Here is a 20,015-nt window from a genome sequence, read left to right on the forward strand (position 1 = left end):
GACCTACGGCGATGCAATTACAGGCAACGGAGTCACAGTCACGAACAGCCTTGCGGGCATGACGGACGCTAAGGGCGCAGACCTGAGCACAGCCTTCACAGATACGTTGGATGCATCTGCACTTTTGGCAGGCTATACGCTCACCTCAGATGGTTTTGCATCATTGGCATCGGTTGCTGACTACGATGTTAAAGCAGAGGCTTCCAACAAAACCGGATACGGTCTTGAGTTCAAAGACGGAAAGCTGACGGTTAATCCGAAGGATGTTAATCTTAACTACGGCGGATATGAAATTGTCGACAGCCGGATTAAGGTTCTGGATGGTACTCCTTCCTACGATTCTCAGATTGTAGACGGAGATACTACGGCTCCGAAGGTATCCTATGGTACGACGGGACTTGGTGACGGATTGTCCTATGGCGTTGACTACTACGTAAACGGAGAGAAGATTTCCAACGGAGATACGGTAGGAAATTACCGCTTCAACTACGACGATTCGGTTGTCATCAGACTTGATAATCCTGAGAACAAGAGAGTACAGACGCTGGATATGATGAAGATGGCAGCTGCACTCAAGGGCAATGCTGATTTCGATTTGGATTTAAGTAATGCAGCTGTTGAAGGCGTTGAAAAGGTTGTAGGCCTCATGGACGGACAGCTTCCGGGCTTCAAGGTTGTAGGTCAGAACGTGGTTCCGTGCGGTGTATTCGAAATATCTACGACTCCTGATGCTGTAAAGGTAACACAGAAACCGGCAACAGCAGGGGCAACGGCAGCAGAGCCGGAGCGTGGCGCAAATCAGTATCGTGAGCTGTCGAAGATGCTTGACACTGTGGATGGTGCAGCAAACTTCACACTTACGTATAACGGATCCCGCTTCCAGATTTATCCGGACGGGAAGGACGCACAGGCGCTTCTTGCAAAGGGTGAGTCCGAGGGCAACGTAAACGTTGCTGCGGCAGCACTTCTCTCTGCATTCAAAGAGATGGGCTTGTCTCTCGAGGACATGGATGCTATCTATGTTCACATGGATAAGGACAACACAGCTCTTTACAACTAAAAATTATCAAAAGAAAAGCCTTCTCCCGGTGGAGAAGGCTTTTTTGCGTTATTTCCGCAGTGTCACATCATCAATAACTGTTCCGTCGGGAAGAAAGCATTGAAAATGCAGGGTGTTTTCCGATGCTTCCAGGGTGAGGTAGTTATCCGTTTCAGGCTGCGGAGCGACGGTTTTATCCAGCGGGTGGTCAATCCAGAGGTCGGGGTAGCGTACGTTTCCTGCTACGCCTGTGAGGATGTAGTAGGGGCCGTGGCTGCTTGGCTCGAAGTTATACAGATGACCGCGGTTTCGGTAGGTGTGAAGGTGCGCTGTCAGTACCACGTCAACTCCGTATTTGTCGAAGATAGGCATGAATCCGCGCCCCACGTCCTCGGAGATTCCGGGGATGCGCTCGGGACGTTTTTTGATGCCGTATCTCAGCACGTCGCGGTGGAGAAGAACAATCTTCCATTTCTTCTTTGATGCGGCAAGGTCTTTTGGCAGCCATTCCAGCTGCTCGTCGTAAATGCCTTCCCTGAAGTCATTCAGTTCGTCCCACTGTGTATTGACTACGGCAAAATGCACGTCGCCGTAATCGTAGGAGTAATAGTGGCGGTTGAACTCCCTGCTTCCGTTTTCCGGAAGGTCGAATAGCTTCAGATATGCTTCGGGCCAGCGTGTTTTCCAGTCCAGTGTATAGGTTTCGTGGTTTCCCATGATGGGGGCGAAGGGGATGCTGCTTATCATGCCGTCAACGCCCGTAAGCCATTGGTTCCACTGGTTATGGTCTTCGCCGTTGTCCACGAGATCACCCATGTTGATGAAAAAGTCTGTATCGGGATTCCTTTTCCATGCGTCCTGTGCCACGTCGCGCCATGTGACATAGCCGTCGGAGCACTGGGTATCGGGGAATATGAGCGCTTTGAAGCTTTTTCCGCTGTCTGTTTTAAGAGGCATCCATTCTGTGCCGCTGTCCTTTGCGATGATGCGGTATTCGTAGGAAGCACCCTTGGAAAGTCCTTCGATGTGGGCGCTGTGGAGATAGATATCCTGCCCGTCGTCTGTATAGTGTTCGTTTGACGCGGGAACGGAAACATATTCCTCTCCGCCTGCGGCGCGCCAAACCACCTCAGCACCATCCTGTTCATAGGGGGAATGCCACATGATGGTGCGGGAGGTCTGACTGTCCTTGGTTATAATCTGCCTGATGTAATCTGCATCAAGGGAGGTGTCTCCTGTAAGGGTTTTTACCGCCTTTCTGAGAGGCTTTGCCGCGTTTTCTACTGCGGCAGGAGTCCCTGAAAGTGCGCAGCCTCCTGCAAGAGCTGCCAGCGCGCTGCCTGCGATGGTCAAAAATTTACGCCGTGAAATGGGACGCTGTATATCTTTCATCATAATGTCCTTTCTTAAATAAAACGTCTGATTCTCTACTATCATTGTAAAGAATCAGACGTCAAAAGTCGAATACCTGTTATGAATTTTAATCTATGCTTCATAAGCATTATTTGTGCAGTATTATGTGGTCGATATCAACTCCGCTGGGAAGGTAGCAGGTGAAGGAAAGGGTGCGGCGTGTTGCCTCCATGGTGAGATAGTTGTCAGTCTCAGGCTGGGGCGCCATTACCTCGTCCAGGGGTGCCTGAGGAAGGTTGTAATAGCGGCAGTCCCCTGAGAGGCCTGTATTTATATATATCGGCCCGTTCCTTTTGCTGTTCTTGAAATCGTATATGTGGTCTCTGCGGCGGTAGGAATGTATGTGGCCGTCGAGAACGGCATCTATGCCCAGCTCATCGAAAAGAGGCATGTAGCGGAGGCCGACGTCGGAGAATTTCGGCGGACGCACGTCGTAGTTGTAGATGTCGCGGTGCATGCAGACCACATTCCAGGGCTTTGTGGATGCCTTGATATCGCGGCGCATCCAGTCCGCCTGCTCCTGAATTATTCCTGTCTTGAAGGAGTTCAGCTCATGCCATACTGTGGACAGCATGATGAAATGAACGGGGCCGTAGTCGAAGGAATAATAAAAACGTGGAAATTCGCTGCTGCCGTTGCCGGGAACATCAAAATAGTTAAGATAGGCGTAGGGCCAGCGTATATCCCAGTTGATGTCGTAGGTTTCGTGGTTGCCGACGATGGGAGCCAGGGGAAGATGCTCCTGAATGCCGTCCATGGCGGTGAACCAGTCATCCCAGTGCTGATTGCTTTCGCCGTTGTCTACCAGGTCGCCAAGAAGGAGAAAAAGGTCCGCGTCCTGATTGCGAAGGGAAGCCGCCAGAGCGATACGCCGCCATGTGATGTAGCCGTCCTCACACTGGGAGTCCGAGGCTATGATTGCCTTGCAGTGGGTGCCTGTATCTGTTTTCAGAGGATACCAGTCGCTGCCCTTTTTGCCGTTCATGATGCGGTATTCATAGCTTTTACCGGGGGAGAGTTTTTTTATTCGTGCGGTATGAAGTATGAGAGGAACGCCGTCGTCCACGAAGTAATCAGCTGTGGCATCAACGCGGTGCTCTGCAGATGTTCCTGCTTCGCGCCATACGGCGTGAACGTCGGAGCCGTTTTGGTTTGACTGCCACATGATTGTGCGTTCGTGCATGTTGTCGCCTGCGACAATCTGGCGCGGAAATCTCATGTCAACTGCGCCGTAGTATGCGAAAGCCCTTTCCAGCGGGGAGAGAAATGTCCCTGCAGCAGTGCCCAGCAGCGCACGCAGACTCAGTTTCATAAAATTTCTCCTGGATATCGGAGTGGATAAATATTTCATTAAATTTAGCCACCTGTTCTTTTGGGGATAATGTATATACATTTATTTTATCATATGTCTGCAAATTAGTAGGGACTGCATGGTATAATTATACTTGTATGTTGCATTGACAGAATAGAGGAGGGAATATCATGAATCAGTTCACGTTTTACACTCCGACAGAAATTTTTTTCGGCAAGGGTGCCGAGGAAAAAACAGCAGAGGCTGTTAAGAAACACGGCGGCAAACGCGTATTTATTGTGTTTGGCGGTGGAAGCGCAAAAAAGAGCGGGCTTTTGGACCGCATTGAGGAAGATTTGAAAAAAGCAGGCATTCCCTTTGAAGAATTTGGCGGCGTTCAGCCGAATCCGACTGTTGCGCACGCACGCGCAGGCGTAAAGGCAGCGGCAAAGTTCGGCGCGGATATGATTCTGGCTGTGGGCGGAGGAAGTGTCATTGATACCGCAAAGGCTGTCGCTCACGGCGCGTCGAATCTTGATACGGATATTTGGGAGTTCTGGTCCGGCAAAAAGACGGTGGAGCGTTCTATGCCGGTGGGTGCTGTGCTGACGATTTCCGCGGCAGGCAGCGAGACAAGCAACTCGGCTGTTCTCACGAATGAGGAGACCGGGAAGAAATGCGGAATCAATACGGATTTCAACCGTCCGGCGTTCGCAATCATGAATCCCGAGCTTACATATACTATTCCGCGCTATCAGCTCGCCTGCGGCATCGCGGATATAATGATGCATACCCTTGACCGTTATTTTACGCATGAGACGGGCAATAATTTTACGGACCGTGTGGCAGAGGCACTGCTTAAAAATGTTATTCATTATGCCCGCATTGCCATGACGAATCATAAGGATTATGAGGCAATGAGCGAGATTATGTGGTGCGGAAGCGTTTCGCACAACGGTTTCACCAGTCTCGGACGTACTATGGATTTCGGCGTTCATAAGCTGGGGCATGAGCTCAGCGGAAAGTTCGGCGTGACACACGGCGCGTCCCTTACTACCATGTGGGGAGCGTGGGCACGGACGGTATATATGGATGCTCCTGAGCGTTTCGCGCAGTATGCGGAGAACGTGTGGGGAGTTTCCGTTGGAACGGTAGAGGAGCGCGCACGCGCAGGTATACGCGAGACCGAGGAGTTCTGGAAGAGTCTCGGTCTGCCTCTGGGATTCAAGCAGCTGGGTATCGGCGTACAGGACGAGGAGATGCTGGAGTATCTTGCGGATATGTGCACGGATTACGGCAAAAAGACGGTAGCTTTCTTCCGTCCGATAGACAGAGCGACGGCGCTTGAAATGTACCGTTGTGCAAATCACTGAGGTGATATATATTATGCGGCAAATTACCGGCTGGGCGGCAGGAATAGCTCTTTCTGCGGCGTTGATGGGACTTCCTGTGGGGCAGGCAGCAGCCGCGGTGGAGAAGCCGTCCCTTGCCGTGCTGCCTTCGACACCTTCTTCCGTGCATTCGGCGCGGGTGGATAAGGTGCGGCTGACGTGGGACTATTACAGGGATGCGGTGCGTTACCGTCTTGAGATTTGGGACAGCCCTGAGAAAAAGAAAATTTTATACCGTAACGAGTGGGTCTGTCTGCCGGGGCGTGAGATTGAGGTGAGCTCCTTCAGAAAGGACAAGTCGCTTTCCATGGATTCGATTGCGTGGACTGTTACGCCGTTGAACCGTGAGGGAAAGGCGATGTCAGCTCCGTCGAAGCCGCAACTGCTGAAGGATGCGGAGATACGCCCCGAAGCACCGAAGGTCATGACGGAGTACGACAGGATGGGAGATGCTCCGATTTATCTTGTGTACGCATGGCTTGCTGTTCCGAATGCATCAAGCTATGAGGTGGAGCTGCGGCGCGTAGGTGAAGACGGACGCATGGGTGAGCGTGTACGCCACCTGTACGCGTACGAAAATATTGTTTACGACGAAAATCCGCTGCTAACGGCAGGAAAATATATGTGGCGCGTACGAGCCCTTGATGAAAGCGGACGGCGCTACAGCGAGTGGTCGAAGGGGCAGGCTGTCACCGTTGAGGGTGAGGTAAAATACGCGGCGCTGGGAGACAGCATTACTCACGGCGGCGGAGCCATATCAACCCCTCCATGCACGAGGCAGTACAACTGGGAATCCTACACGGGACAGGTTTTTGTAAAAAATCTCGGCTGCAGTGGAAATACTACGGCGGATATGCTGGAGCGTTTTGAAAGGGATGTTCTTCCCTTCAGTCCTGCGGTGCTGGTTATTTTTGGCGGAGTGAATGATTTCCGTGACGGGGTTTCAGGTGAGTCAAGCGTTGCGAATCTGGCGAGAATGAGAGACATGTGCCACGCGTACGGTATCACGCCTGTATTTGTAACTGCTACACCTATACGGCCTGATTACATGCATGCAATGGAAGAAATGGAGCCTGCAGCACCGTACTGGAGAAACGGACAGGAGACAATAAACGAGTGGGTCCGTCAGCAGGAGTACCATGTGGATATTGCCGAGGCTCTGACCGATGAAAACGGAGAGCTGCGCAGCGATTACACAAGCGACGGCCTTCATCCTGACGCGGAAGCAAAAAAGATAATAGGCGAAGCAATAGGAGCGTATTTGAAGGCGCATTTTGAATGATAAAACGAGATAGATTGGAGCACGATGGCTTTAATCTATCTCGTTTTATCATTGCTTATGGAGCATATGTTTGATATAATGGCGTCAGGTGCTGCTAGTACGGCGGCGGTTAAATCTTACCTCGGAACCGAGATGACAGCCTATGACGCTATATGATTTTTTATCGTTGGTGTTCTTGGTTGCTGTTTGCATTATTGCGTTAAGAGCATAGAAAAAACCGCCCCTTAGTTTGAGAGCTAGAGCGGTTTTTTCATCACTTTAACTTGAGGCTAACCGTTGCCGGCAGTACCTCTTTGTGTTTATTATAACATTTACCGGTAAAAAAACAAGGAGCCGCTTATGCGGCTCCTTGTTTGTATTCTTTTTAGCATATAGGCATTGACTTATGTTCCTTCATTCGCTGGAGCACCGTTACGGAGCGCTGCAGCTCTGTGCGGAGGTGGCGGTTTAGATATGCCTTGAAATCCGCGCCTATAAAATATGCTTTACTGCCTGCGTCCGTGGTGAACTCTTTGCAGCGGACAACATCTGCAGGGATGGAAAGCTCGTCCATATACGGAAGGTCTTTGATGGTAACATCGAGAAGACTGCACGGCTGAATAGGTGTGTCTGATATGAAGCTGAGTCCTGTTACACTTAAATCAGTTGTAAGCACGCCTGTAGGTTCGGTCATTTCGCCGTGCTCTCCCTGTACGCGTATGCACAGAGGCAGGATTGTTTCCAGTCGAAAACAGCGGCGGCGGTTTATTCCTTCGTTTTCATCTGCTGATAAATCCATGATTTCATCAATGGCTAGAGCAGTTTCTGCCGGCATTGGAGCTGCCTCCCTTCATAAAAGATTGTATAAATGTAACTCGATTTGCACGTTTTCGGGTAATTTAATAATACCTTTATCCTATATTTTTGTCAAGTGAGGAAAAGAGGCAGATTATTCTATACCTATAGGCCTATTACCGGTCCTCCGGCTGAAGGATATCCTCTACGCTGCGGGCTGAAAGGTAAAACCACAGCGCGCAGAAAAGAAGGAGAAAACCGGGGATAAGAAATACTCCGGCAATGCCCGTAATGCCTGTGAGCGTGCCGCCGAGGAAGGCGCCGGAGGATATACCCACAAACTGCGCGGCCTGATTGAGCCCGTATATGCGGCCGAGATAATCCGACGGCGTGTAGCGGCGGATCAGGGCGTTTACGGACGGAATGAGTCCCGCTCCTGCTATGCCGGCAAGGAAGCGCAGTATTCCAAGCTCGAGGGGTGTTGATACGAAGGCCTGCGGAAGGAAGCAGAGTCCTGCCGCAATGAGGCACACGAAAAGCACCCGTGCCGCGCCTATGCGGTCTGACAGCCTGCCGAGAGGTGATGCGGAGATGGCGCTGGCAATGCCTGTGGCAGCGAATACTGCTCCTGCTATGAGCGCGATATGACTGCTTTCGGGTATCAGCGCGGAAATGTAAATTGTAACAATGGGCTGTATCGTGTTGAGCGAGAACTGAAGAATCATGGTCGTCACAAAGAGCCCGATTATAAGACGCGGCTGCGGAAGCTCACGCCAGACTGTCTTCATTGGAACAGAAGCGGCCTGAGGCTTCGGGTGGAAGGTCTCATGGATAAAGAAAAGGGCGAGGAAGCCGAGGAAGCACCACGCGCTGACTATGAAGAAGGCTTCTCGGCAGCTCCACTGCTCAATGAGAAAACCGCCGATGAGAGGCCCTACAAGCGCACCTGTGACCTGCGAGGTGAAGAAAAGTCCCAGAGCCCAGCCCGAACGGTTCTTGGGAGTCTCCTGGGCTACGAGAGGTATAGCCGCGCCGAGGAATCCGCTCATGGCACCCTGGAAGAGACGCAGTATAAAAAGCTGCTCGGGGGACTGCGCGAAGCCGAAGCCCAGCATTATGACGGCAAGCCAGCCACTTGCGCGGAGAACCATGGGCTTTCTTCCGAAACGGTCGGAAAGACGGCCCCATATGGGCGCGGATATGGCGAGGGTTACGAAGTTTATCCCGAATATAAGCCCTGCCCAACGGGCTGTTTCTGCTTCACCCTCCACGCCCATCTCCGCAAGATAAAGCGGCAGCATAGGCGCAAGCTGGCTCATGCCTATGGATACTATAAAGCATGACAGACAGCAAAGATAAAGATTCTTTTTCCATACAGGCATGAGACCACCTCCTTTGTACCTACTATGATAGCATAATTTTTCTTGCAAAGGGGTTCATCTAATGATATAATAATTCGGTCGAGTCAGGTTTGAATTTATGTTTGAACCTTCCCTGCTCCCTGGAGAAAGGGGGCCAAAGTCCAAAGAGGAGGTGATTTCGTGAGAAAGTACGAAGTCATATTCATCGTTAAACCGCTGGAAGAGGAGGCAACGAACGCTGTTATCAGCAAGTTCGCTAACCTTATCAAAGACAACGGCGGTACGATTGACAAAGAAGATCGCTGGGGCAAGCGCAAGCTCGCTTACACGATTAAAGACTGCGCAGAGGGTTTCTACTGCCTGTTCTACGTATCGTGCGAGCCTGAGTGTGTAGCTGAGTGCGACCGCGTTATGAAGCTTACAGACGATATCCTGAAGCACATGATCGTAAAGTCGGAAGAGACTGAGTCCGCTGCTGAAGAAGCACCGGCAGAGAGTGAAGAATAAGTCAGGAGGGTCAGGCCATGAATAAAGTGATTTTGATGGGCCGGCTGGCGCGCGACCCGGATGTACGTTCTACGCAGAGCGGTAAATCCGTCGCACGCATGACAATCGCTGTAGATCGTCGTGTAAGCAGAAATGCGCAGCCGGGTCAGCCAACGGCAGATTTTTTGAATCTTGTCGCTTGGGAGCGTTTGGCAGAATTCTGTCAGAACTACCTGCGTAAAGGAACAAAAATTCTTGTCGAGGGACGGCTCCAGTCCAGAAGCTATGAGGCTCAGGACGGTTCCAAACGGTATGTTACCGAAGTCAGCGTCTCGGATATCGAGTTTGCTGAGTCTAAATCACATGATTCGAGCGGCGGTCAGACGTTCGGAGGCGAGGCGTTCGATGCTCCGCCGTCCGCAGGTCCGCAGCAGGCCTTCGGAGGCCCGGTTTCTGACGATGATATTCCGTTTTGAAGGAGGAATGAATCGTGATCAGACGTGATAGAGGCAGACGCCCGCGCAAGAAGGTTTGCAGCTTCTGCGTAGACAAGGTTGATCATATCGATTATAAGGACGTTGCAAAGCTCCGCCGGTTCATCACGGAGCGCGGCAAGATTTTACCGCGCCGTATTTCCGGCAACTGCGCTAAACACCAGCGTCAGGTAACGGTCGCAATCAAACGTGCACGCAACATTGCACTTTTGCCGTTCACCGCAGAATAACTTGGCAAAATTCTTTTGCCGCGTTGAAACGCTGACAGAGGAAGTTTTGCTTGTGGCAAAACTTGAATTAAGGCGTTATAATTTCGACATTAAAAGAAGAGTCTTCGGGCTCTTCTTTTTTTTGTTCCGTTTTTGCTTTATACTTATATAGAAAGTAATTCGTACAAATTTGGAGGAAGAAGATGGCACAGCAGGAAGCGGCGCTCAAAATAATATCGGATGAGCGGTCCTCACGGATGAAGCTGTTTGCCGGAGGTACTCTCGTGGGAGCTGCGACAGGGGCAGTAATTGCATTCTTTCGCGGAGCGCTGGAGTATTCGGAGGATCTTCGCCAGTATCTTGAGGAGTTTTTGCATGATTACGGCGCTTTTGGCTATGGAGCATGGTTTGCGGCACTTGTTCTTGCTGCGTTGATACTGAGCCGTATTGTCGCCTATGAGCCTATGTCAACGGGCAGCGGCATTCCGCAGGTAAAGGGGATTTTACTGGGTGAGATGCGCATGCGGTGGCTGTCTGTGCTTCTGGCGAAGGTTTTCGGCGGCATACTTGCCATCGGTGCGGGCATGTCTCTGGGACGGGAAGGCCCAAGCGTACAGATTGGCGCGTGCGTGGGACAGGGAATCAGCGAGCTTCGCGATAAACCGCGTACTGCAATGCGTCTTTATCTTACCGCAGGCGCGGGCGCAGGACTTGCGGCGGCGTTCAACGCGCCTCTTGCGGGTGTTATATTCTGCCTTGAGGAGCTGACAAAAAGCTTTTCTCCTCTGGTGCTCATGGCGACAATTGCCGCGACGGTGACGGCGACTGTGGTTACTCAGTTCGTTTTCGGAGGAGGCCCTGTTTTTCATTTTCCCGAGCTGTTGATGCTGCCTTTGGGAAGTATCTGGCTTATGATTCCTTTGGGCATTGCTGTAGGGCTTCTTGGAGTTGGCTTCAATAAGGGACTTTTTTTCAGCCTTGATGCTTATGGGCGTGTTCCAAAGGGCATTGTACGTCCTTTGATTCCGCTTTTTGCCGGAGCGGGGCTTTTCCTTGTTTTGCCGCAGGTATTGGGCGGCGGAAACCGTCTGGTGGATTCCCTGGTGGCTCATCCTGAGCCGCTGTCTTTTCTCATAATCCTGCTCGTCGTTAAATACGCGTATACGATGCTGTGCTTCGGCTCCGGTGTGCCGGGCGGCATTTTTCTTCCAATGCTGGTGCTGGGTGCGGTTGGCGGCTCTTTGTGTGCTGTTTTTGCAGAGACGGTGGGGCTTTTAACATCGGAATACGCTGCGAATTTTATCGTGTTCGGCATGGCAGCGTATTTTGCTTCTGTAGTAAAATCTCCTGTCACGGGGAGTATCCTCGTCATGGAGATGACAGGCTCCTTCGAGCATCTTCTGGCTTTGATTCTTGTTTCTGTTTCGGCGTATCTGACGGCGGACGCGCTCCACAGCCAGCCGGTATATGACGCGCTTCTTTTGCGCTCGCTGAAGAAGAATAAGCAGATTTCAGAAAAGCTTACAAAGCACCGCTCGGTGGTTGAGTTCAGCATTGCCGAGGCGAGCCGTATGGACGGTATGTATGTCAAGGATTTCCCCTGGCCGGTGGACAGCCTTCTCGTCAGCATTCAGCGCGGCGAGACGGAGATTACTCCCCACGGCGTTGTAAAGCTTCAGGCGGGGGATTTAATATATGTTCTGGTTGAAGACAGGGAGATTGATACAATTCGTAAAGCAGTCGAATGAAGGAGGAAACGGTATGAAACAGCGCATTGTATGGATTCTTTTGGGCATCATGGTGTTTATGAGCAGCATCGCAATGGCGGCTCCTGCTGGGGAGCCTGCGCCGGGCAGCCGCATAAAGGAGCTGCTGGCTGAATGGCACAAAACGGACAGGACACCGGCAGGCGGAGCAGGGATTTCAGGCAGGGTAGGTCTTGTATGGCAGCCACGAATTGATGATGGAAAAGATATGTCCGAAGGAGCAAAGCTGCCGGGGATTAATGTAGCTTCTCCCTGCTGGTTCAGGATTATTTCCGAGGATGGAACTCTGGGCGACGCAGCGCTTTCTCCCGATAAGGATTACGTGAAGAACGCGCAGAAGAGAGGCTACAAGGTCTGGGCACTTGTCTCAAACAGCTTTGACCCGGATATGACTCATATCCTGCTTCATAATCAGGCAGCGTGCAACAGGGCTGTTTCTGAAATCGTATATGCAGCAAAGGAGTACAAGCTCGACGGAATAAATCTGGATTTTGAGAACATGGAGGAAGAGGACAGGGATGCCTTTTCAAAATTCGTTTCAAAGCTGGGAGCAGCTCTCCACAAGGAGGGAAAGACATTTTCAGTTGATGTGACATTCCCGGGAGGAAGCCCAAACTGGTCTCTCTGCTACGACCGTGCGGCAATCGCGGCAGAGGCGGATTATGTCATGGTAATGGCATACGACGAGCACCCGAGCGGTTCGAAGACATCGGGCTCGGTGGCTTCCCTCAGCTGGGTTGAAAACGGCGTTCAGGCTATGCTCAGAGAGGTTCCTTCGGATAAGCTGGTCCTCGGAATGCCGCTTTATTCACGTATATGGACGGAGTCTGACGGAACGGTTTCGGATGTTGAGACTCTTTGGATGGCACAGGCGGACAGGCTTGTGAAGGAAAAGAAGCTTGCACGCGTATGGGACATGGACGCGGGGCAGTATTATTTTGAGTATAAAAAGGGCGGGCGTACATGCCGCGTATGGCAGGAAAATGCACGCTCCATCGCGCTGAAGGCGGCACTTATCAGCCGTTATGACCTTGCGGGCGCGGCACTCTGGCGCATGGGCTTTGAGACAGATGATGTCTGGCCTGTACTGGCGGCAGAGCTTGAAAATTCACAGAGATAAGGGGAACGGTAAATGACACGCGAAGAACATCTGGAAGCCATAAAAAAGGCAGACCATGAATATTATGACCTCGATATGCCGACGCTCAGCGACGCGGAGTACGATGCTCTCAGAAAGAGCTATATCGAGCTTTACGGAGTGGAGGACCTTGACTATACACCCGGCGGAGTCAGCGGAGAGTTCACATCTTTCCATCACACGACACCGGTTATAAGTCTCGGAAAGGTAAAGGCAGGAGAGGACGAGAAGATTCTCACGGGAATCAAAAAGCTGTGGCCTGCTGTTTTGGAGCCGAAGCTGGACGGGCTTACGGTGGTGGCCTATCCTGATGAACGCGGAGTCTGCCGCTTTGTAACACGGGGAAATGGTGCTGACGGAGAGGTTCTTCCGAATTTTATTGCAAAATATGAAGGAAAGCCTGTAAACCGCACCGGATATCCTGTACGCGGAGAGGTTTTTCTGACACGGTCGGCGTTTGATGCAATTGTTGCGGAGCAGGAGGCGGCAGGGGAGGAACCCTTCCGCCAGATCCGCAACGCTGCCGCGGGAATACTTCGGAGCAAGGAAAGAAGCCCTTACATAGATAAGCTGAGCTATCTCTGCTATGACGTGGTGGGACTCGACGTGGCCGAGGGCGAAAAGATGGAGCGTATCGAAAAGGATACGGATTTTGACTGCGTGAAAATTTATTCCTATGAGACGCCCGAGGAAACAGCAAAGGCTATTCAGCCCCTTTACGACGGAATAGTGGAAGCGGGGGCATTTCCTATTGACGGAATAGTAATCAAGACACAGCAGCAGGACAGCCTTGCGCGGTTCGGCTCCACGGGACATCACCCGAACAATGCTCTGGCGTGGAAGGCAGAGACGGACAAGTTCATGACGATTCTACGTGCCGTTAACTGGCAGGTGGGACGTCAGCGCGTAACTCCTGTGGCTGTTGTGGACCCTGTAGCGATTGACGGTACTACTGTTACTCAGGCTAGCCTGGCAAACCCGGGAGTCATAAGAAAGCTGGGGCTGAAAATAGGCGCGGAGGTAACAATCCACAAAAGCAATGAAATCATACCTCAAATTTTGTCTGTAGTCACGGAGGGCACGGAAAAGATAGCCTTCCCTGAGCACTGTCCTGCCTGCGGCTCTGACCTCAGAGAGGAAAACGAGCAGCTTTTCTGCGATAATCCCTTATGCGCGGAGAAGCTGGCGCAGGGAATCGCGTATATTGGAAGCAAAAAAGTGCTGGATATAGAGGGCATGTCCATTGAGACCGCAAGAAAGATCGTTGCGGCATATCCTGAGCTTGTGCGGGAAAAGCAGAATTTTTCCGCGTTCTTTCTTTCTCAGGAGGAAATCGAGGCTCTGCCGGGCTTCGCTAAAAAGTCGGCAGACAAGCTGTATGCGAATATACAGGGTGCCGCGAAGGGAGTTGACCTGGCGCATTTCGTAGCGGCATGTGCTGTGCCGGGAATCGGAATGACCGTTGGTACGGCCCTCATGGAGCATTACTGTACCTATGAGGCTGTTTTTGCGGCGCTGAATGATGCCGCTGAGGACTTTACGGCCTTGGAGGGCATAGGTGAGCTTACTTCGGCGGTGCTTAAGGGAGAGACATTTAAGGCGGCATTTTCGGCTTTGAGGGAAGCGATAACGCCTCTCGAATATAATAAGGAAGAAAAAACTATCCCCGACAGACAGCTCACTTTTGTCATTACGGGAAAAATGGATAAACCCCGCAGTTATTATGAGGATATTATACAGAGCGCAGGGCATAAAACCGCAGGCTCCGTATCGGGAAATACGGATTATCTCGTAATCGCTGATGTGAACAGTACATCGTCGAAAGCCAAGAAGGCAAGGGATTTGGGAACGAAACTCATCAGCCCTGAAGAGCTTGAGGCAATGTTTGGAAATTAAGTTGACACATGGGATTTTGGCGGTATAACTCGGCAGAAGATATACCTCTGCTTCGTTGAAACGCTGACAGAGGTGGTTTTGCCCTTGGCAAAACTTGAACGAATGCGTTATAATACTTTATGCATATTTTTATGCACATTTAATGAATATTTATTAGCTGGGTGGTAAATGTAATGGGTTTTAATTTGGATTTGGCAGTTACTGCCATGCCGCTCCTGCTGATGGGTGCCCTCGTAACTATAAAAATTACGGCGCTGTCGGTAGGCTTTGGTGTTATTATCGGTCTTTTCGTCGGAATCGCAAGAATCTGCAACGTGCGTATTCTGCGCATGCTGGCGGCAGTTTATGTTGATTTTCTGCGCGGTACTCCGCTGCTCGTACAGATATTTTTGATTTATTTTGCTGTCCCTGTAATCACGGGTATCCGTATGGATCCCTTCGTGGCGGCTATTACTTCATGCAGTATCAACAGCGGCGCGTATGTCGCTGAGATTTTCCGTGCGGGAATTCAGTCTATCGACGAAGGTCAGATGGAGGCAGGCCGTTCGCTCGGTCTTACATGGCAGCAGACTATGCGCTATATCATCATTCCGCAGGCGTTCAAACGTGTTATTCCGCCTCTGGGCAATGAGTTTATCGCGCTTTTGAAGGATTCTTCCCTCGTTTCCGTCATCGGCTTTGAGGAGCTCACACGCCGCGGACAGCTTATTATCGCGCGTACTTATGGTTCCCTTGAAATCTGGACCTGCGTTGCAATTATTTATCTTATTATGACTATATCAATATCGCGCTTTGTCGCGTATCTTGAGCGCCGCAATGCAAAAGGAGGTGCCCACTGATGATTAAAATTAAAAATCTGCATAAAAACTTCGGTGATGTCGAAGTGTTGAAGGGCATTGACCTTTCCATCGCGGAAAAAGAGGTCGTTGTTATCATCGGCCCGAGCGGCTCGGGCAAGTCTACTCTTTTGCGCTGCATAAATTATCTTGAGCAGCCTACGGGGGGAACTGTCGAAGTCGATGGCATCATGCTGGACAGCGAAGCAAATATCAATACGGTGCGCGCGGAGGTTGGAATGGTGTTCCAGCGTTTTAACCTTTTCCCGCACATGACGGTGCTTGATAATATCACATTGGCTCCTATTAAGGTGCGCGGTGTTTCAAAAGAGGAAGCCGAAAAAACCGCACATGACCTTTTGACGCGCGTCGGACTCGGCGACCGTGGGGACGCTTATCCGTCACAGCTTTCGGGCGGACAGCAGCAGCGTGTGGCTATTGCGCGCGCTCTTGCAATGCACCCGAAGGTCATGCTTTTCGATGAGCCGACGTCTGCTCTTGATCCTGAGATGGTCAAAGAAGTTTTGAACGTCATGAAAAAATTGGCGGTAGAGGGCATGACGATGGTAGTTGTTACTCATGAAATGGGTTTTGCACGCGAAGTCGGAGACCGTGTTTTGTTTGTGGACGAAGGACGCATTCTTGAGGAAGGCACGCCTGATGAAATATTTAATAATCCAAAGGAAGAGCGGCTTAAAACCTTTCTTTCTGAAATTCTCTGAAAATACATAAAGAGTTTTACGAATCTTTCATTGACAGACAGATACCAGCAAGCTATAATGAATATCGTGGTTGGCGAAAGGTCAATCAACAGGTTTTAAGGTTTTAGGAGGAATTATCACATGGTCGGTAAAGTAAAATGGTTCAGTGCAGAAAAGGGTTATGGATTTATTGAGAGAGAAGACGGCAGCGATGTTTTCGTTCACTTCTCCGCAATCCAGGACGAAGGCTTCAAGACTCTGAACGAGGGTCAGGATGTTGAGTTCGAGATTGTCGAAGGTGCTCGCGGACCGCAGGCAGCAAACGTCGTCAAGAAATCTGCATAATAGATTCTGACAAAGGCCCGGCTTTCAGCCGGGTCTTTTTTCGTTCCCTTAATACGGAAAAGCTGCACTGGAAAGCCTTCGTAGTTCAGTGTTTGTAAGGCTGTCATGACAACGGAGCATGGAAATTCTTTTAGAAATTTTTCACCAAAAGAAGGTATTCTTACTTTTATGGAGAAATATATATGTATAGAAAACCCGTTGAATGATGGACGGATAAAATGACTATAAGCGGTTCAAACAGCCGCTAATAATAGGAAAGGGGATGTGTCTTTATGGCAACATTCACTGTAAGAGGAAAAAATATGGAAATTACGCCGGCTCTCCGCGACTACGTTGAGAAGCGCGTCGGCAAGGTAACGAAATATTTTGACCGTGTAGGCGAGATTACTGTTCTCCTCACGGTATCAAAGGGCCGTCATATTGTTGAGGTTACGGTTCCTGTTGAGGGTGGAATTCTCCTGCGCGGCGAAGAAGCTACGATGGATATGTATACATCTATTGACCTTGTAGTTGAAAAGCTCGAGCGTCAGATTCATAAACATAAAACGAAACTGCAGAGACGTTTCCGCGGGGGCGGTTTCAAGGCAGATATGGTCAAGGACGAGAGCCGTCCTGTAAATACTGCAGCACCTGATGATGATGAAGATTATTCAATCGTCAAAACGAAACGCTTCACTGTAAAACCGATGGATGTCCAGGAAGCTATCATGGAAATGAACATGCTGAACCACGACTTCTATATGTTCCGCAACGCGGAAAACGAGCAGGTTTGTGTAGTATACCGCCGCACAGACGGCAACTACGGTCTCATCGAACCGGGCAACTGAGATAGTAAGTCTGTAACCAAAGAGCATCGCTTGACGCGGTGCTCTTTTTTTATGCGTTGTGTAAATTGTTTTATTTTTGCATACAAATTAGAAGATTGGTTGCATAAATAAATTTATTTGGGTACAATGCTCTATAGATTAAAATGACATCTCGGAATAAAGTCGAAATATTCAAAAGGGGATTTCGGCAGAGGAGCTGTCTGTGAAGTGACAGGAGAAGAAAGGACTAAAAGGAAATGAAGGGCAAATCCACAGCGGGAGCAGCTGCCTGTGCTTTTGCGATACTTGCGGGGATGCAGTATCCAACGGCGGACGCAGCGGCGTTATTCAATGTACCGGATGCCGGGTCAGTATCGGCAAACGTAGACCAGGAGCGTGAATGGGTGCCGAAGGCGGACGATCCGGACGTACAGGTTGATTTGGGTCGGATCGAGAGCGGGGATGCATCGATTCGTATTTATCTCAAGGAGCTGCGCTTTACCGGAAAAGATGTCCCCTTTACTGAGGACGAACTGAAAAAAATCGTCGCTGACGATATTGATAGGGATGTAACCTTTGCGGACATTCAGAAATCCTGCCGAAAGGTAACGGATTTTCTTCACACGAAGGGTTATATGACGGCTATAGCCTATCTGCCGACGCAAGACATAGTTGACGGTGTCGTCACCATTGATATTCTCATCGGAAAATACGGGGCTGTCGCCTACGATAATACCTCCGAGCTCACGACGGGACGTGCGGATGGACTGGCTCACGCGGCGCGCACTGGGAAGATTATCAGGAAGAATACTCTTGACCGCTCAATTCTGACGTTGAATGATGTGCCGGGCATACGTTCGCAGGTATTCATTTCGCCAAGCAAAACACCGAACCGTGCAGACGCGCTTTTCAAAATCATTACCACGGAACGCTGCGGCGGTATAACCTACGTTGACAACTACGGCAGCCGCTTCACGGGGCGCTGGCGTATAGGCGCGTCATACCACTGGAACAATCTGAGCCATGTGGGCGACCAGCTTTCAATCGGCTATATGCAGAGTTTTGGGCGGGGGCTCCAGAGCTATGATGTACGCTATGAGCTGCCTGTTGGAAACAACGGCACCTTCGCGGGCGTGGAGTTCATGCGAACGGATTATACATTGGGCGAGCAGTTTGCTCCCATAGATGCATACGGCACTTCCCACGGATGGAAGGTCTATTCGCGGACGCCGTGGAAGCGTACGCTGAACAACAACCTTTACTGGCGCATGGAGCTTTCGGAAACAACTCTCAGCGACCGTATGCGGGCATACGATACGGACTCGGAAAAGCACGGCTGGGCGTTCCGTTTCGGTCTTGACGGAGACTCCCGAAACGAAAAATCCGCTTCCAGCTACAAGCTCATGCACTCTATCGGACACATGAATTCGCGAAATGACCTGGCACGCTCTTCTATGAAGCTGGCAGGGACTGAGGGCGAATTCCAGAAGACGACTCTCGACCTTTATCATATCCAGAAGTTTACGGACAGACTTTCCATGCACGCATCATTTATCGGGCAGTACGCATGGACAAATCTTGATTCCTCTGAGAAATTCTATACCGCAGGCTATCACGGAGTGCGCGCTTTCCCGCAGGGAGAATATGGCGGAGACCACGGCTTCGTCGCTTCGGCAGAGCTTCGTTGGGCAACGGGGAATCCTCATTGGCAGCTGGCGGCATTTTATGACCTGGGCTGGGCTAAAAACAGAAACGGCAGCATCGCGGGGGATGATTCGCGGACGCTTGCGGGCGCAGGTATAGGCGTAATCTGGACATCAAATAAAAATTCTTATGCCCGTCTGGATTACGCGATTCCTCTGACGGACCGCATGTCCAATACGTACGGTCACGATATAGGGGGAACGGTTTGGTTCCAGTTTGTGCAGAAAATCTGACGGGAATTTTGAAAATACACAGGAAGCCGGCAGGGTGTCGGCTTTCCTCATGTAAACGGAGACTTTTACCACGGGAGAGGATTTAGATGGGACGTAAAAAAGAACGCCGTTTAAGAAAAAATATAATGATAGGGTTAACCTCAATGATGGTTGGCTTCATGCCGATGCACATTGCCGGTGTGGATATCGGCATTGCTGCGGCAGAGCCTGCCCCAACGGCGCTGCCGGATTTGAAAAATGTTGACTATGTTGATGCCGGAGGAAGTGTAGACGTACGCACGCTGCCTGAGACTGACGGGAAAGCCGTAATGGATGTTGTCCAGTACGGAAATAAGGCGATAATTGATTGGAATACTTTTGACGTAGGCAAAGATTCCACGGTCAATTTTATCCATCTTACGAAGAACGGCAATCAGGCGGCACTGAACACGGCGGCTTCGACGCTGAACCGTGTAACGGGAGGAAAGCTTTCGGAAATTGCGGGAACGATTAACTCCGTTGGTTCGTTTATTCTTATTAACCCAAACGGCGCGGTGTTTACAAAGGGTTCTGAGGTAAATGCGGCAGGCATTATCGTTTCCACGGCAAATATTGCTGATGGCGATTATAAGAAGGGCAATATCTGGTTTGACCAGACAAATACAACAAACGCCAACATCATAATGGACGGCAAAATGAATGCGGAGACGGGTACGGACAAGACAAGCAGTTCCGGCGCGAATGTTATTTCCGAGCATTTAAAGGCTCTTCGCACGGAGGGAACATCTCTTGCGGAGGCGGCGAAAAATAAGGCGGATGCTGTGGCCGCGGAAGCTGCGCAGGCAAAACTGGATTCCCTTAAAGCTACGGC

At 50.6% G+C, this 20,015-nt stretch carries 19 protein-coding genes; 15 read left to right on the forward strand and 4 right to left on the reverse strand.

The genetic code is table 11. The features are described from left to right. The coding region (locus ACY69O_RS00895) for a hypothetical protein (RefSeq protein WP_462331590.1) at positions 1-1,060 on the forward strand (1,060 nt) is incomplete at its 5' end. Between the two features lie 48 nt (positions 1,061-1,108). Here ACY69O_RS00895 and ACY69O_RS00900 read toward each other — a convergent pair. Next, positions 1,109-2,434: a purple acid phosphatase family protein gene (locus ACY69O_RS00900; protein ID WP_462331591.1), complete on the reverse strand. Its 1,326-nt coding sequence runs from the start codon at positions 2,432-2,434 to the stop codon at positions 1,109-1,111. A 106-nt stretch (positions 2,435-2,540) separates the two neighbouring features. After that, positions 2,541-3,764, reverse strand: coding sequence for a purple acid phosphatase family protein (locus ACY69O_RS00905; RefSeq protein WP_462331592.1), 1,224 nt, complete (start codon positions 3,762-3,764; stop codon positions 2,541-2,543). Between the two features lie 170 nt (positions 3,765-3,934). Here ACY69O_RS00905 and ACY69O_RS00910 point away from each other — a divergent pair, with 170 nt between their 5' ends. Both ACY69O_RS00910 and ACY69O_RS00915 read left to right on the forward strand, forming a co-directional pair. After that, positions 3,935-5,116: an iron-containing alcohol dehydrogenase gene (locus tag ACY69O_RS00910; protein WP_462331593.1), complete on the forward strand. Its 1,182-nt coding sequence runs from the start codon at positions 3,935-3,937 to the stop codon at positions 5,114-5,116. Between the two features lie 13 nt (positions 5,117-5,129). After that, positions 5,130-6,416, forward strand: coding sequence for an SGNH/GDSL hydrolase family protein (locus ACY69O_RS00915; RefSeq protein WP_462331594.1), 1,287 nt, complete (start codon positions 5,130-5,132; stop codon positions 6,414-6,416). A 364-nt stretch (positions 6,417-6,780) separates the two neighbouring features. Here the strand turns inward: ACY69O_RS00915 and ACY69O_RS00920 are convergent, their stop codons facing one another. After that, positions 6,781-7,230 (reverse strand): PilZ domain-containing protein, encoded by a 450-nt coding sequence (locus tag ACY69O_RS00920; protein ID WP_462331595.1) that lies wholly within the window; start codon positions 7,228-7,230, stop codon positions 6,781-6,783. Positions 7,231-7,366: 136 nt separating this feature from the next. Beyond that, a complete protein-coding gene (locus ACY69O_RS00925; RefSeq protein WP_462331596.1) occupies positions 7,367-8,572 on the reverse strand; it encodes an MFS transporter in 1,206 nt (401 codons plus the stop codon). 159 nt (positions 8,573-8,731) lie between these two features. On the opposite strand from ACY69O_RS00925, the gene rpsF reads away from it, so the two are divergent. From rpsF to ACY69O_RS00985, 12 genes are all read left to right on the forward strand, one after another. Continuing rightward, positions 8,732-9,058, forward strand: coding sequence for a 30S ribosomal protein S6 (rpsF, locus tag ACY69O_RS00930; RefSeq protein WP_462331597.1), 327 nt, complete (start codon positions 8,732-8,734; stop codon positions 9,056-9,058). Between the two features lie 17 nt (positions 9,059-9,075). After that, positions 9,076-9,513 carry a single-stranded DNA-binding protein gene (locus ACY69O_RS00935; protein WP_462331598.1) on the forward strand — a complete coding sequence of 146 codons (438 nt, stop codon included), beginning with the start codon at positions 9,076-9,078 and terminating at the stop codon, positions 9,511-9,513. Between the two features lie 14 nt (positions 9,514-9,527). Then, a complete protein-coding gene (gene rpsR, locus ACY69O_RS00940; RefSeq protein ID WP_072935524.1) occupies positions 9,528-9,761 on the forward strand; it encodes a 30S ribosomal protein S18 in 234 nt (77 codons plus the stop codon). Positions 9,762-9,943: 182 nt separating this feature from the next. Further along, the gene (locus ACY69O_RS00945) at positions 9,944-11,488 is read left to right on the forward strand and encodes a ClC family H(+)/Cl(-) exchange transporter (RefSeq protein WP_462331599.1); all 1,545 of its coding nucleotides are present in this window, start codon (positions 9,944-9,946) and stop codon (positions 11,486-11,488) included. A 13-nt stretch (positions 11,489-11,501) separates the two neighbouring features. Further along, positions 11,502-12,626, forward strand: a complete 1,125-nt coding sequence (locus ACY69O_RS00950; protein WP_462331600.1) for a glycosyl hydrolase family 18 protein — start codon at positions 11,502-11,504, stop codon at positions 12,624-12,626. 12 nt (positions 12,627-12,638) lie between these two features. After that, positions 12,639-14,540 (forward strand): BRCT domain-containing protein, encoded by a 1,902-nt coding sequence (locus ACY69O_RS00955; protein ID WP_462331601.1) that lies wholly within the window; start codon positions 12,639-12,641, stop codon positions 14,538-14,540. A gap of 173 nt (positions 14,541-14,713) precedes the next feature. Then, complete coding sequence (locus tag ACY69O_RS00960; protein WP_462331602.1) at positions 14,714-15,379, forward strand: amino acid ABC transporter permease; 666 nt, start codon at positions 14,714-14,716, stop codon at positions 15,377-15,379. Next, complete coding sequence (locus ACY69O_RS00965) at positions 15,379-16,098, forward strand: amino acid ABC transporter ATP-binding protein (RefSeq protein WP_462331603.1); 720 nt, start codon at positions 15,379-15,381, stop codon at positions 16,096-16,098. Before ACY69O_RS00960 ends, ACY69O_RS00965 begins: the two co-directional genes overlap by 1 nt. A 120-nt stretch (positions 16,099-16,218) precedes the next feature. Further along, positions 16,219-16,422 carry a cold shock domain-containing protein gene (locus ACY69O_RS00970; protein ID WP_072935533.1) on the forward strand — a complete coding sequence of 68 codons (204 nt, stop codon included), beginning with the start codon at positions 16,219-16,221 and terminating at the stop codon, positions 16,420-16,422. A gap of 272 nt (positions 16,423-16,694) precedes the next feature. Next, the gene (hpf, locus tag ACY69O_RS00975; RefSeq protein WP_462331604.1) at positions 16,695-17,249 is read left to right on the forward strand and encodes a ribosome hibernation-promoting factor, HPF/YfiA family; all 555 of its coding nucleotides are present in this window, start codon (positions 16,695-16,697) and stop codon (positions 17,247-17,249) included. A gap of 236 nt (positions 17,250-17,485) precedes the next feature. Next, positions 17,486-19,165 carry a ShlB/FhaC/HecB family hemolysin secretion/activation protein gene (locus ACY69O_RS00980; protein WP_462331605.1) on the forward strand — a complete coding sequence of 560 codons (1,680 nt, stop codon included), beginning with the start codon at positions 17,486-17,488 and terminating at the stop codon, positions 19,163-19,165. Positions 19,166-19,251: 86 nt separating this feature from the next. Further along, positions 19,252-20,015, forward strand: a 764-nt coding sequence (locus tag ACY69O_RS00985; RefSeq protein WP_462331606.1) for a two-partner secretion domain-containing protein, incomplete at its 3' end; no start/stop codon positions are given.

Source organism: Schwartzia sp. (in: firmicutes) (assembly GCF_978017985.1).